This window comes from Microbacterium sp. NPDC097977, from assembly GCF_040302605.1.
In the GTDB taxonomy this organism is placed as follows: domain Bacteria; phylum Actinomycetota; class Actinomycetes; order Actinomycetales; family Microbacteriaceae; genus Microbacterium.
In genome coordinates this window covers 24,563-37,831 of the sequence record NZ_JBEOUR010000029.1, presented here as the reverse complement: position 1 = coordinate 37,831, position 13,269 = coordinate 24,563, and the positions used below count along the sequence as shown (strand labels likewise).

Annotated in this window: 12 protein-coding genes; 9 read left to right on the top strand and 3 right to left on the bottom strand. The window is 69.7% G+C overall.

Going from position 1 to position 13,269, the window contains the following annotated elements:
• Positions 1 to 440, bottom strand: a 440-nt coding sequence (locus ABTZ43_RS08715; protein WP_350538521.1) for a branched-chain amino acid ABC transporter permease, incomplete at its 3' end; no start/stop codon positions are given.
• Between the two features lie 2 nt (positions 441 to 442).
• Positions 443 to 1,759, bottom strand: coding sequence for an ABC transporter permease subunit (locus ABTZ43_RS08710; RefSeq protein WP_253385641.1), 1,317 nt, complete (start codon positions 1,757 to 1,759; stop codon positions 443 to 445).
• A gap of 300 nt (positions 1,760 to 2,059) precedes the next feature.
• On the opposite strand from ABTZ43_RS08710, the gene guaB reads away from it, so the two are divergent.
• The 9 genes from guaB (at position 2,060) to ABTZ43_RS08665 (ending at position 12,084) form a co-directional block, all read left to right on the top strand.
• Positions 2,060 to 3,562, top strand: a complete 1,503-nt coding sequence (gene guaB, locus ABTZ43_RS08705) for an IMP dehydrogenase (protein ID WP_350538520.1) — start codon at positions 2,060 to 2,062, stop codon at positions 3,560 to 3,562.
• A 270-nt stretch (positions 3,563 to 3,832) separates the two neighbouring features.
• A complete protein-coding gene (locus ABTZ43_RS08700; protein ID WP_314095305.1) occupies positions 3,833 to 4,876 on the top strand; it encodes a response regulator in 1,044 nt (347 codons plus the stop codon).
• Positions 4,876 to 5,865, top strand: coding sequence for an ATP-grasp domain-containing protein (locus ABTZ43_RS08695; protein WP_314095306.1), 990 nt, complete (start codon positions 4,876 to 4,878; stop codon positions 5,863 to 5,865). The genes ABTZ43_RS08700 and ABTZ43_RS08695 overlap by 1 nt, the downstream gene beginning before the upstream one ends.
• Positions 5,862 to 6,575, top strand: a complete 714-nt coding sequence (locus tag ABTZ43_RS08690) for a PHP domain-containing protein (protein WP_350538519.1) — start codon at positions 5,862 to 5,864, stop codon at positions 6,573 to 6,575. Before ABTZ43_RS08695 ends, ABTZ43_RS08690 begins: the two co-directional genes overlap by 4 nt.
• Positions 6,575 to 8,062, top strand: coding sequence for a glycosyltransferase family 2 protein (locus tag ABTZ43_RS08685; protein ID WP_350538518.1), 1,488 nt, complete (start codon positions 6,575 to 6,577; stop codon positions 8,060 to 8,062). Before ABTZ43_RS08690 ends, ABTZ43_RS08685 begins: the two co-directional genes overlap by 1 nt.
• Entirely contained in the window at positions 8,059 to 8,202 is a 144-nt protein-coding gene (locus ABTZ43_RS08680; RefSeq protein ID WP_314095312.1) for a hypothetical protein, read from the top strand. Before ABTZ43_RS08685 ends, ABTZ43_RS08680 begins: the two co-directional genes overlap by 4 nt.
• Positions 8,199 to 8,546, top strand: coding sequence for a response regulator (locus ABTZ43_RS08675; protein ID WP_314095314.1), 348 nt, complete (start codon positions 8,199 to 8,201; stop codon positions 8,544 to 8,546). Before ABTZ43_RS08680 ends, ABTZ43_RS08675 begins: the two co-directional genes overlap by 4 nt.
• Positions 8,543 to 10,327: a sensor histidine kinase gene (locus tag ABTZ43_RS08670; protein ID WP_350538517.1), complete on the top strand. Its 1,785-nt coding sequence runs from the start codon at positions 8,543 to 8,545 to the stop codon at positions 10,325 to 10,327. Before ABTZ43_RS08675 ends, ABTZ43_RS08670 begins: the two co-directional genes overlap by 4 nt.
• A gap of 68 nt (positions 10,328 to 10,395) precedes the next feature.
• Positions 10,396 to 12,084, top strand: a complete 1,689-nt coding sequence (locus ABTZ43_RS08665) for an ABC-F family ATP-binding cassette domain-containing protein (protein ID WP_350538516.1) — start codon at positions 10,396 to 10,398, stop codon at positions 12,082 to 12,084.
• Between the two features lie 43 nt (positions 12,085 to 12,127).
• Here ABTZ43_RS08665 and ABTZ43_RS08660 read toward each other — a convergent pair whose 3' ends face one another.
• Positions 12,128 to 13,207 carry an FAD-dependent oxidoreductase gene (locus tag ABTZ43_RS08660; RefSeq protein ID WP_350538515.1) on the bottom strand — a complete coding sequence of 360 codons (1,080 nt, stop codon included), beginning with the start codon at positions 13,205 to 13,207 and terminating at the stop codon, positions 12,128 to 12,130.
• Positions 13,208 to 13,269: the final 62 nt, after the last annotated feature.

The window sequence follows — 13,269 nt, the reverse complement described above, 5'->3', positions numbered from 1 at the left end:
GGCCCGAAGCCGTAGGTGCCCGGGGGGAAGGGGTTCGCGTCGCGGAACCCGCCGTTGTACTGCGCGAGTCCGTCGGCCGAGTTCGTGAACTCGTCGAACACCTGGGTGGTGAACAGCAGTCGCACGATCTCTCCGGCCGCGATCGTCGCGATGGCGAGGTAGTCGGCGCGGAGCCGCAGGGTCGGGATGCCGAGGAGGATCGCGAACAGGGCGCCGCCGCAGAGACCGATGAGCATGCCCACCCACCACGGGAGCCCGAAGGAGAGGACGGAGATGGCGTAGCCGTAGCCGCCGACCGCCATGAACGCGGCCATGCCGAAGTTGAGCAGACCGGCGTAGCCGAAGTGCACCGCCAGACCGGTCGCCGCCAGCGCGTACGCGATGGTGACGGGGCTGAACAGGTAGACGGCCGTGTTGGAGAAGATGCTTCCGAAGTCCATCGTCAGCCCAACCTTTCCTTGCGTCCGAGCAGGCCCTGCGGCCTCACCAGGAGGATGACGATGAGAACGACGAGCGCGCTCGCGTACTTGAGGTCGGACGGGATCCACAGCGTGGAGACCTCGACCGCGATGCCCACGATGAGCGAGCCGACGAGGGCGCCGAACGCGGTGCCGAGCCCGCCGAGCGTGATGGCCGCGAAGATGAGCAGGAGCATCTGCATGCCCATGTCCCACTTCACGCCGGGGCGGAAGTACGCCCAGAGGATGCCGGAGATCGCGGCCAGGGTGCCGGCCAGGATCCACACGTAGCGGATGACGCGGTCGACGTCGATCCCCGACGCCGCCGCGAGCTGCGGGTTGTCGGAGATGGCTCTCGTCGCCTTGCCGATGCGGGTCCTGGTGAGGAACCACGCGACTCCGAGGATGACGACGATGCTGACCGCCATCGCGATCATGTCGATGTACGACAGCGAGATCGGGCCGAGTCGGATCGGCTCGGGGCTGGCGCCGGGCAGCTGCTGCGTGCCGCCGCCGATCATGTACTGGAACACGTAGCGCAGGGCGAGCGAGAGACCGATGCTGACGATCATGAGCTGGACGATGCCCAGGCCGCGCCGTCGCAGCGGCCGCCAGATGCCCGCGTCGAGTGCCCAGCCGAAGAGCCCTCCGCCGATCACCGCCGCGGCGATCCCGAGCCACAGCGGCAGATGCCAGAAGCTCGTGGTGACCAGGGCGACCAGGCCACCCCAGGTGACCATCTCGGCGTGGGCGAAGTTGGACAGGCGGGTCGTGCCGTAGATCAGCGCCGCGCCCATCGACGCGAGCGCCAGGAGGAGGCCGAAGTTCAGCCCGCCGACGAGTCGAGAGGCGAGCTGATCGATGAACGACACGGTGATCCGCTCGCCCTCGCCGAGGAAGAGGTTGGTGATCTTGGTGCCGGTGAGACCGAACTCGACCTCGAACGACGCCGTGGTCCCCGCGATCGGCTGCGCGCCCTCGGGGAGCTGCGCGGCGTCGACGATCACACCCTCGGGCAGGGTCTCCTCGTCGACGGTGAGGGTGTACGTCTCCTTCTCGGGCACGTACAGGCGCCACTTGCCCTCGGCGTCCGTCTCGGTCTCACCCTCGAAGCCGTTGCCCTCGATGGTCATGACCACACCCTCGACCGGTGCGTCCTCGAAGGTGATGACGCCGGCGAAGTAGAAGTCGGTGATCTCCTGACCGTCGTCCGTCTCTTCGGCGGAGGCCGCGGACGGAGGCTGCAGCCAGAGGAAAGCGATGGCGAGGAGCGATGCCAGCAGGACGATGACCCACCGCACTCCGCTTCGATTCGCCGAGATCGTCGGACGCACAGAACCTCCACCCGGTACACAGGCCAGCGACGGAGTTGTGCATCGGCCTTGATGTACGACGGTATGAGCGTAATGTGTCGGCTCTGTTTCGACCAAGGCACGATCTGCTCACGCTGGGAACGATCCCATCACGAAGTTGCCCACGATGCTCGTCCCCGGACGCATCCGTTCCGTGCGGTGACGGCGGCGCGCGGGAATTTCCCCGGCCTCCCGACACTTAGAATTGGTACACCCTCGCCCGAGATCCCGCCCGCAGGAGGACAATCCATGGACCAGCACGACCCCTTCGGCTTCGTCGGACTCACGTATGACGACGTGCTGCTTCTTCCCGGGCACACCGATGTGATCCCCAGCGAGGCGGACACCTCCTCGCGGATCACGCGCCGCATCTCGGTCGCGACCCCGCTGCTCTCGAGCGCCATGGACACCGTCACCGAGTCGCGCATGGCCATCGCGATGGCACGCGAGGGCGGCATCGGCATCCTGCACCGCAATCTCTCGATCGCCGATCAGGCCGCTCACGTCGACCGCGTCAAGCGCAGCGAGTCGGGCATGATCACCGACCCGATCACGACGACGCCGGACGCGACCGTCGAAGAGGTCGACGCGCTCTGCGCCAAGTACCGCATCTCGGGGCTCCCGGTCGTCGACGCCGACGGGCGTCTGGTCGGCATCATCACCAACCGTGACATGCGCTTCGTCTCGGGCTTCGAGCGTCAGACGACGTTCGTGAAGGACGTCATGACCTCCGAGGGTCTCGTCACGGCGCCCGTCGGCGTCGCCGCCGGCGAGGTCATCGCCCTCTTTGCACACCACCGGGTCGAGAAGCTGCCGCTCATCGACGACGAGGGCCGGCTCGCCGGTCTCATCACCATCAAGGACTTCGACAAGAGCGAGAAGTACCCGCTCGCCACCAAGGACGACCAGGGGCGGCTGCGCGTCGGCGCGGCCATCGGGTTCTTCGGCGATGCGTGGGAGCGTGCGGAGGCCCTTCGCGATGCCGGCGTCGACGTGCTCGTGGTCGACACCGCGAACGGTCAGTCGCAGGGCGTGATCGAGCTCGTCAAGCGCATCAAGGCCGACGAGAGCTTCGCCCACATCGACGTGATCGGCGGCAACGTCGCCACTCGCGAGGGCGCGCAGGCGCTCGTCGACGCGGGCGTGGACGCCGTCAAGGTGGGTGTCGGACCGGGGTCGATCTGCACCACCCGCGTCGTCGCCGGCGTGGGCGTCCCCCAGGTCACGGCCGTGTACGAGGCGTCCCTCGCCGCTCGCCCCGCCGGCGTGCCGGTGATCGCGGACGGCGGACTGCAGTACTCGGGCGACATCGCCAAGGCGCTCGTCGCCGGGGCTGACGCGGTCATGCTCGGCTCGCTGCTCGCCGGGACCGACGAGTCGCCGGGTGAGATCGTCTTCCAGTCGGGCAAGCAGTTCAAGCAGTACCGCGGCATGGGATCGCTGGGTGCGATGCAGACCCGCGGCAAGCAGACCTCGTACTCCAAGGACCGCTACTTCCAGGCCGACGTGCCCAGCGACGACAAGCTCATCCCCGAGGGCATCGAGGGTCAGGTGCCGTACCGCGGACCGGTGGCGGCCGTCGCCTACCAGCTCGTCGGCGGTCTGCGTCAGTCGATGTTCTACGTGGGTGCCCGCACGATCGAGGAGCTCAAGCAGCGCGGCAAGTTCGTGCGCATCACGGCGGCGGGGCTCAAGGAGTCCCACCCGCACGACGTGCAGATCGTCGTCGAGGCGCCGAACTACAAGCGCTGAGCGACACGTCGAAGGGGCCGGATGCGATCGCATCCGGCCCCTCGTCGTGGGTGCTCCGTGCGTCGGCCGAGGGCAGGGGGCGCGCCGCGCGGACGCTGCGCGGGCGGCGGCGAACGACGCGGTCAGCGGTGCCCCGCGAAGACCCCCGTATATGCGAGTATCTAGATACAACCGCTCGACTTCCCCTCGAGCTCCCGGCGCGACGAGCGCAGGGGGTGGTGCCCCGGATCCCCAGTCCGGCGGGGGACCTCCCCATTGAGAGCCGCATACATGCCTCAGGATGCCCCACGCGTCCTGGTCGTCGATGACGACCCCGACGTCGCCCTGCTCGTGAAGACCGTTCTCGAGCGACGAGCCGGATGCGAGGTCGTGCTCGCGCACGACGGACGCGCCGCCGTCGAGCGACTCTCGACGTTCACCCCCGATGTGGTCGTGACCGACATCGAGATGCCCGGTCTCGACGGACTCGAGCTGCTGGCGGAGCTCCGCCGAGCAGACCCGGGGCTCCCCGTGATCGTGATGACGGCCCACGTCTCCGTCGAGTACGCGGTCTCGGCGCTCCGCGCCCAGGCCGACGAGTTCCTCACCAAGCCGCTCGACAACGCCCGTCTGGTCGAGGCCGTCACACGACTCGTCGCAGAGGGGCGCGCGCGCAAGGAGGCGAGCCGCCCGCGCGAGGTCGTGCTCGCGATCGGAGCGCACCCCGACGACGTCGAGATCGGCGTGGGCGGACTGCTCGCCGCCCACGCGCAGGCGGGCGACGAGATCACGATCCTCACGCTCTCCCGTGGCGCTCGGGGCGGCGACGCCGAGAGCCGGCAGCACGAGTCGCTCGCCTCCGCCGAGATGCTCGGGGCAAGGCTGTTCGTCAAGGACCTCGTCGACACGGAGATCTCCGGCGGCGGTGCCACCGTGCGGCTGATCGAGGAGGTCGTCGCCGAAGTCCAGCCGACCGTCGTCTACACGCACTCCTCGAACGATCGCCACCAGGACCACCGCGCCGTGAGCGAGGCGACCATCGCGGCCACTCGCCGCGTCGGGACGGTCGCGTGCTACCAGAGCCCGTCCGCCACCATCGACTTCCGCCCCACCCGCTTCGTGCGCATCGATCAGTACCTCGGGCACAAGCTGCGTCTGCTGGAGTGCTTCGGCTCGCAGACGGCGACCCGCGACTACCTCGAGCCGGAGTTCGTCACCGCGACGGCGCGCTACTGGTCGCGCTTCGGCGGGGGAGTGGCGATCGAGCCTCTGGAAGTCATCCGAGAGACCGCCGAGTTCATCGGCGCCCACGAACTCACACGGCTGGAGAACTGATGACCGCACGCGTACTCGTCACCGGCGCAGGCGGCCCCGCCGGTGTCGCGGTGATCCGCTCACTGCTTCGGCGCTCCGACCTCGAGGTCTTCGCCGCCGACATGGACGGCTGGGCGAGCGGGATCTACCTGGTGCCCGCGTCGCACCGGCGACTCGTCCCCCCGGGTCGTGACGAGGACTTCGTCCCCGCGATCACGCGGATGGTCGCGGAAGACCGCCTCGATCTGGTGATCTCCACGGTGGACGTCGAGCTGATCGCCCTCGCCGGGCGCCGCGACGAACTCGCTCCCGCCGTGCTCGCCGCTCCCTCGCAGGACACGCTCTCCGTGGCACTCGACAAGATGCTCCTCGCCGAACGGTGCGCGCCGACCGGGCTCACCCCCCGCACGGTCCTCGCCGGACCCGATGCGCAGGCCGTGGACTGGGAGTTCCCGGTGTTCGCCAAGCCGCGCCAGGGCGCGGGCAGCCGAGGGATCCGGCTGGTTCCCGACCGTGCCGCCCTCGACGAGCTCCCGACCGACGAGGGCCTCATCGTGCAGGACTTCCTGCCCGGCGAGGAGTACTCGGTCGATGTCATCGCCGATGCCTCGGGGGCGGTGGTCGCGGCGGTGCCGCGCACCCGCGCCAGGGTGGACTCCGGTGTCGCGATCGCCGGACGCACGGTGCACGACGTCGAGCTCGAGGGTGCCGCCGCCGAGATCGCGCGGGCGATCGGTCTCGTGGGGGTCGCCAACGTGCAGCTCCGGCGCGACCACACAGGACGGGCCGTGCTGCTCGAGGTCAACCCGCGATTCCCGGGCGCGCTCCCGCTCACCATCGCGGCGGGCGTCGACATCCCCTCGCTGGTCGCCGACCTGTTCCTGGGGCGCGACCTCCCCGCGACGGTCGCCTTCCGCGAGCTCGCCTCCGTGCGGTACCTGGAGGACATCATCGTCGAGGTCGGCGACATCCTCGTCTCCGATCACGCGGGGCACCAGGAGGAGCTGTGACCCACGCCCTGCTGCGCGGCGACCACCACGTCCACTCGACGTTCTCGGACGACGCCGTCTCGACGCTCGCCGAGAACGTCGCGGCGGCCGCTGCGGCGGGGCTCGAGACCGTCCGCCTCGTCGATCACGTGCGCCGGTCGACGACCTGGGTTCCCGAGTACCTCGAAGCCGTGCACGCGCTGCAGGTGCCCGAGGGGCTGACGGTGCTCACGGGCGTCGAGGCGAAGATCCTCGACGCGTCGGGCGAGCTCGACATCCCGGAGCTGCCGCAGGGAATCGACCGCATCCTGATCGCCGACCATCAGTTCCCCGGGATCGACGGGCCCCTCGGCCCGTCGACGGTGCGGGAGCGCATCGCCGAGGGCTGGTCGACCGACGACGTGCTCGACCAGTTCGTCGCGGCGCTCATCGCGGCGATGCAGCGCCACCCGGGCAATCAGCTCGCGCACTGCTTCTCGCTCCTGCCCAAGATCGGTCTGTCCGAAGACGATCTGGGGGTCGAGCGCATCGGCGCGTGGGCGGCGGAGGCCGCCCGGACCGACACGATGGTCGAGGTCAACGAGAAGTGGGTGTGCCCGGGGGTGACCGTGCTCGATGCCCTGCGTGACGCCGGCGCCGTCATCGTGGCGTCGACCGACAGCCATGTCGCCGCCGACGTCGGTCGCTATCCGCGTCTCACCGCACTCCTCGACGGCGGGGACGCACCCTGATGCCCGTCCTGAACGGCGTCGAGACCGCCGTCGTGATCGTCCTGCTCCTGTGCGTTCTGGTGGGCACGCTCCCGGTGATCAACACCGGGCTGCAGTTCCTCGTGCTGCCTCTGCACGCGTTCCGCAACCACTACGGCAAGGCCGCGCCCTACCACCCCACGATCGCGGTCCTGATCCCCGCCTGGAACGAGGGCCTCGTGCTCGGTCAGGCGATCGATCGACTGACCCAGCTCGAGTATCCGGTCGACCGGCTGCGCATCTTCGTCATCGACGACGCCTCGACCGACGACACCCCCGCCGTGGTCGCGGCGAAGGCAGCGGCCTACCCGGGGCGCGTGGTGCATCTGCGGCGCGAGCAGGGCGGCCAGGGCAAGGCGCACACGCTGAACCACGGCCTCGACATCGTGCTCGCCGACGACTGGGCCGAGGCCGTGCTCATCATGGATGCCGACGTGATCTTCGCCAGGGACTCGCTGCGCAAGATGAGCCGGCATCTGGCCGACCCGAAGGTCGGCGCCGTCACCGCGTACATCGCGGAGGGCAGCCGGGACCGCAACTACCTCACCCGCTTCATCGCGATCGAGTACGTGATCGGCCAGCTCTCGGCGCGTCGCACGCAGAACGTCGGAGGCGCCATCGCGTGCCTCGCCGGCGGAGCGCAGTTGCATTCGCGGGCGAACCTGGAGGCCATCGGCGGACGGATCCCGACCGGGACCCTCGCCGAGGACACGATGACCACCTTCGAAGGGCAGCTGGCCGGGCGCCGCATGGTCTTCGAGCCGCACGCGGTGGTGCTGGCCGAGGAGCCGCGCACCATCGACAGCCTCTGGAAGCAGCGGCTGCGCTGGGCCCGCGGCAATGTGCAGCTGACGTCGATCTATCGGCATCTGTGGTTCCGTCCGAGCACGGAGCACAACCTGGGCAGCTTCGCTTTCGGACTGGCGTGGTTCACGATCCTGCTCCTGCCGGCGTTCATGATCCTCGCCGCATCCGCTCTGCTCGTGCTGCTGCTCCTGCACAGCGACATCGCGGAGTTCGTGTTCCGGTTCATGTGGATCGCCGCCGCCTGCATCTATCTCTTCTCGATGCTCTACGCGGTGCAGCTCGACGGCCGTATCGGTCGTCAGTCCTGGCGCGAAGCCCTCATGTTCCCGGGCCTCGGGGCTCTGCTCCTGATGGCGATCGCCCTGTTCCCGTGGCTGTTCGAGGCGGGGTTGAGCGATCTCGGGCTCGCGCTCACCGACGAGACGCGGTGGGCCTGGGCGGTCGTGTTCTACCTCTGGGGTCCCATCTCGATGCTCGGCATCTGGCTCGCGCGCGCGGTCGAGCCCCTGCCGGGCGGTCGGTTCTTCGCGGGGCTGCTGCTCTACGTCTGCGGGTACGGCTCGCTGCTGTGCGCCATCACCGTCGACTCGTACATCAAGGAGTGGCGTCACGCCGACGCCGCATGGATCAAGACCGAGAAGATCGGACGGGTCGACTCATGACCGAGGCACTTTCGCAGAGTTCCGAGGAGGAGGAGATCAGGGCGGACGCCCGTCGTGAGAGACGGCTGATCCCCCAGGCGCTCCTCTCGATCGGCGTCGTCGTCGTGATCGTCATCGTGCGAGAGCTGCTGCTCCGATGAGCGAGCGGCCGCTGGCCCTCGTCGTCGAGGACAGCGCAGACCAGATGGATCTGCTGCAGAGGTATCTGGACCGCGAGGGATTCGACGTGCTCGCCGCGGTCGACGCCGAATCCGCGATCGCCGCCTTCGCGGACATCTCGCCCCTCGTGGCCGTGATCGATCTGCTGCTGCCCGGCATCACGGGCACCGAATGCGTACGCCGTGTGCGGGCGCGCTTCCCCGACTGCTATCTGATCGTGAGCTCGGTGCTCGACGAGGCCGACTACCCCGATGCGGATGCCGCGCTGCCCAAGCCGATCGTCGGTGCAGATCTCCGTCGACTGCTCGCAGAGGTGCGCCGATGAGGACTCCCGCCCGTGTCCAGGCGTCGGTGGAGCGCGGCTGGCGGCGGTACTTCGACGACCCGACCCCGCTGATGAAGCAGGCGCCGACCGCTGTGGCGGTGGCCGTCGCCGTGGTTCTCGTCGCGAGCCTGCCGGGCTTCATCGTGACGTACCTCGATGCGGTGATCGTCGGGGTCTCGCTCGTCGCCGTCATGACCGTCATGGCCGCGGTGCTGAGCGCGCGCGGTGTGTACGACGGCTGGGTGGTGCTGCTCATCCCGGTGATCGACCTGCTCGGGATCGGTGCGCTGCGCGCCGGCACCGGAGGGGCCACCTCGATGCTGGGCTCGCTGGTGCTGCTTCCGGTGATCTGGATCGCCGCCGCACCGGGGTTCCGCCAGGTCTTCATCGTCGCGGGTTTCACCTCGATCGCCCTGCTGATGCCCTACCTCGTCGACCCGCCCAACGACCCGGTCGAGTGGCTGCGCGGCATCATCGGGCCGCTCGTCTTCGCCACCGTCGGCGCCATCGTCAACGAGATGTCGCGGTTGCAGCGGCTGCGCACTTCGCAGGCGGAGGCGCTGGTCGCCGAGCGCACCGCGGCCCTCGTCGCGAATCAGGCGATGCTCGAGAAGCTGAGCGCCAGCGAGCAGCAGTACCGAGCTCTCTCGGAGTCCTTCACCAGCGTCTGGAACTCGATCACCGGGCAGGCCGTGATCGCCACCGACAGCGGCGGCACGATCTCGGCATGGAACCCCGGCGCCGTGCGCCTGCTCGGGATGTCCGAGCACGATGCGCTCGCGGGGGTCCGCATCGAGCGGTTCTTCGCGCAGGCGGTGCTCAGGCAATTCGCAGCCGCGGGCGTCGAGCGCGCCGCCGATCAGGTGCATCCGGGGCTGCGGGCGCTCTTCGACGAGGCCGATGCGGGACTGACGGTCGACACCCGCGTCGACGTCTCGACCGCGGGAGGTTCGACGGTTCCTGCGCGGGTGACTCTGACATCGCACCAGGACTCGCACGGCTCCCAGCACGGGTATCTGCTCGTCATCACCGACGAGACGCGGGCCGTCGAGGTCGCGCGCATGAAGGATCAGTTCGTCGGGATGATCTCCCACGAGCTGCGGACGCCGCTGAGCGCGATCATCGGATTCCTCGACCTTCTGCAGAACGATCCGGCGCAGCCCCTGACGACGGATCAGCAGGAGTTCGTCGACATCATCGAACGTAACGCGCAGCGACTGCTGAACCTCGTCGGTGACCTGCTCTTCACCGCCCAGGTGGATTCGGGGCGCTTTCCGCTCGAGCGTCGGGACACGGACATCGTCGATCTCGTCCGCGTGGCGGTGGCGTCGTCGGGGCCGCACGCGCAGCGCGAAGGGATCGAGATCACGGCCGAGGTGCCCGATGCTCCCGTGTGGATCTCGATCGACGCCGGACGGATCGGCCAGGCACTCGACAACCTGCTCTCCAACGCGATCAAGTTCACCGGCGACGGCGGGCGCGTCAGCGCGGCCGTGCGCGTGCTCGACGGCTCCGTCGAGCTCGCGGTGCGCGACACCGGCGTCGGCATCCCCGAGGATGAGCAGGGCATGCTGTTCACCCGCTTCTTCCGTGCCTCGACCGCGACCCGCAACGCCGTGCCCGGTGTCGGCCTCGGACTCACGATCACCCGTGCCATCGTGCTCGCCCACGGCGGTTCGATGGAGGTCGCCAGTCGCGAGGGCGTCGGCACGGAGTTCCGGATGCTGCTTCCCGCCACCCCGCGCACCGAGGTGGTCCAGGTGGTCGACTACCGGGAGTGATCGTCGTCGTCGCCCGATCCTGATAGCCTGGTCGGCTCGCCAGGCGGGCGGAAGGACGGCCACGCACGGTGGGATACATAGATGTGACGGGGGTCTCGCTGAGCCTCCCCGATGGCAGGCCCCTGCTGGACGAGGTGACGTTCCGCGTCGGCTCTGGGTCGACGAGCGCACTGATCGGTCCGAACGGCGCGGGCAAGACGACGCTGCTGCGGATCATCCGCGGCGACGTGGTACCGGACGAGGGCGTCGTCACGATCGACGGCGGTCTCGGTGTGATGGACCAGTTCGTCGGGCATGGTGAGCCCGGCCAGACCGTGCACGAGCTGCTGGTTCGAGTCGCTCCGCGTCGGATCCGCCAGGCGGCCGAGGCTCTGGAGACGGCCGAGAATGCACTGATCGCGCGCGACGAGCACGACACGCAGATGGCGTACGCCACGGCGATCGCGGAGTACGCGGACGCCGGAGGATACGAGCACGAGACCGTCTGGGACCAGTGCACGGTCGCGGCTCTCGGGATGTCGTTCGATCGCGCCCGCTATCGCGAGCTCACCACCCTGTCGGGCGGGGAGCAGAAGCGCCTGGCGCTGGAGGCGCTGCTGCGCGGTCCCGACGGCGTGCTGCTGCTCGACGAGCCGGACAACTACCTCGACGTGCCGACCAAGCGCTGGCTCGAGGAGCAGCTGCGCCAGACGCCCAAGACGGTGCTGCTGGTGTCGCACGATCGAGAACTGCTCGCCCGCGGGGTCGATCGACTGGTGACGCTCGAGCCGGGCGGTGCCGGGGCCACCGCATGGGTGCACGGCGGCGGCTTCGCGACCTACCACCGGGCGCGCGCCGACCGGATGGACCGGCTCGACGAGCTGCGTCGTCGCTGGGACGAGCAGCACGAGAAGCTGCGCATCCTGGTGGCCACGCTCAAGGTGAAGGCGTCGGCGAACGACGGCTTCGCGTCGAGGTATCAGGCGGCCCAGACGCGTCTGCGGCGGTTCGAGGATGCCGGCCCTCCCGAGGAGAGGCCGCCGGCGCAGGACTTCGACATGCGATTGCGCGGTGCGCGCACGGGCAAGCGCGCGGTCGTCGCGCAGCGGCTCGAGCTCACGGACCTGATGCGGCCGTTCGACGCCGAGATCTGGTACGGCGATCGTGTCGCCGTGCTGGGCTCGAACGGGTCGGGCAAGTCCCATTTCCTCCGCCTGCTCGCCCGTGGCGGCACCGATCCCGACCCCGCGCGAGGGCATGTCACCTCGACGGGCGAGCAGCTCGACGTCGTCCACCACACCGGCAGTGTGGCGCTGGGGGCGCGGGTCGTGCCCGGGCTGTTCGCGCAGACGCACGCGCATCCGGAGTTCGTCGGCCGCACCCTGCTCGAGATCCTGCATCGGGGCGACGAGCGGCGCGCGGGGATGCCCCGCGACGCCGCCAGCTCGGCGCTGGACCGCTACGGCCTCGTGCGTCAGGCGCAGCAGGGATTCGAGTCCCTGTCCGGCGGGCAGCAGGCACGGTTCCAGGTGCTGCTGCTCGAGCTCTCGGGCGCCACGCTGCTGCTGCTCGACGAGCCCACCGACAACCTCGACATCGAGTCGGCCGAGGCGCTCGAGGATGCGCTGACGCGGTTCGACGGCACCGTGCTCGCGGTCACGCACGATCGCTGGTTCGCGCGGTCCTTCGACCGGTTCCTCGTCTTCGGCTCCGACGGGGAGGTGTACGAGGCCGACGCCCCCGTGTGGGAGGAGGGAAGGGTCGTGCGCAGCCGCTGAACGCGCTCGAGGGCGTGGCCTCGTCGGCGGTGCGCCGCGCGCGTCAGTGCAGGCGGAAGGGTTCGGCCGCCTGCGCCGACGGATCGGCGACCAGTCCCGCCAGGACGGCGCCGATGGCGGGGGCGAACTTGAAGCCGTGGCCCGAGAACCCCGCCCCCACGACGATGCGCCCTCGCCGATCGAGCACGAACGCGCTGTCATCGGTCGAGGTGTAGGTGCAGCTGATCGGGACGGCGGATGCCGGGTCGAGGCCGGGCATCCACTCGCCGACGTAGTCGGCCAGCGACTCGGCGTGGGTGGTCACGTGCGGTCGTCCGTCGGGATCCACGATGTCGCCCACCCGGTGGAACCCCACCTTCACGCCCTCGCCGGGGGTCGGCATCCCGTAGACGGTCCCGGGATAGCGGCCGGGGTCGAGGTAGTGGTTGAGCGAGGGCCAGTCCGCGCGACCGACGGGGAGGAAGTGCGCCGGAGTCTCCTCGGTCACCTGGAGCCGGGGGAGCGGGAAGTCGGGGAGGATCCGCCGCGCCCACGCGCCGGCGGTCACCACGACGGTGTCGGCGCGGATCGTGCCGGTGTCGAGTACGAGGTCGACGCCGGCGTCCGTCTCCTGCACGCGGGTCACCGGTGCGCCCCATCGCACCTCGCCCCCTCCCGCCACGATGCGACGCTCGAGCTCGATGAGCGTGGCGCTCGCCCTCGCGACGCCCGCGTCCTGCGAGAACAGCACGGGGCCGTCGAACCGCATGCCCGACCAGCGGGAGGCGGCATCTCGCGCGGAGAGGAGGCGGGCGTGGATACCGCGCTCGTCCAGCCGCCGCGCGATCCGGTCGAGGTCCACCGCGCCGTGCGTGACCAGCCCGTGCAGACGCAGCAGCGGCGCACCGTCGACGTCGCCGAGGGCATCCCATCCGGCTTTCGCGCGCACGAGCAGATCGAGGTAGTGCTCCTCGTCGTAGGCGTTGTTGAAGTTGCGGGTCGCGCCGTGCGAGGCGCCCTGGTGATGCCCTCGCGTGAATCGCTCGAACACGACGGGGGAGAGACCGCGGCGGGCGAGCTCCCAGGCGGTCGCGAGTCCCATCACGCCGCCGCCGATGACCGCGACCTCCACCGCATCCGACATGCTGCCTCCCGTGCTCGTGTCCAGTCTTCCAGCCGTGGGCAGTGTCGCGCGCGCCCGGTAGG